Source organism: Cupriavidus sp. SIMBA_020, from assembly GCF_046535395.1.
GTDB classification, from domain to species: Bacteria; Pseudomonadota; Gammaproteobacteria; order Burkholderiales; family Burkholderiaceae; genus Cupriavidus; species Cupriavidus campinensis.
The window spans coordinates 1-336 of record NZ_JAWRWU010000215.1; the positions used below are offsets into that span (position 1 = coordinate 1).

Here is a 336-nt window from a genome sequence, read left to right on the forward strand (position 1 = left end):
GCTTCGGGCCCCAGAACGCCAGCTTGGCGTCCACGGTGTCGCGGATATGGCGCACGGTGGGGGCGGTGGCCACGACCTTGGCCCGCGGAAACGCCGCCAGGACGGTGTCGAGCCCGAAGTAGAAGTCCGGGTCGCCGTGGCTGATGTAGATGGTGGTCAGCGTCTTGCCGCTGGCGCGCACCAGCGCCACCAACTGTTCGGCCTGCGACTTGCCGAACTGGGCATCGATCAGGATTGCCTCGCGTTGGCCGCTGACGAGCACGGACGAAACCTGGAAGATGGCGTCGTTGCCGGGGTTGTAGGGCGTGAGGGTCAGTTCGGTGGCGGCGGCCAGGC

At 67.9% G+C, this 336-nt stretch carries 1 protein-coding gene; it reads right to left on the reverse strand.

Annotated features, from left to right (window positions below; genetic code table 11):
• On the reverse strand, positions 1-334 hold a 334-nt coding region (locus tag SB751_RS28890), incomplete at its 3' end, for an MBL fold metallo-hydrolase (RefSeq protein ID WP_410748894.1).
• Between the last annotated feature and the right edge of the window lie 2 nt (positions 335-336).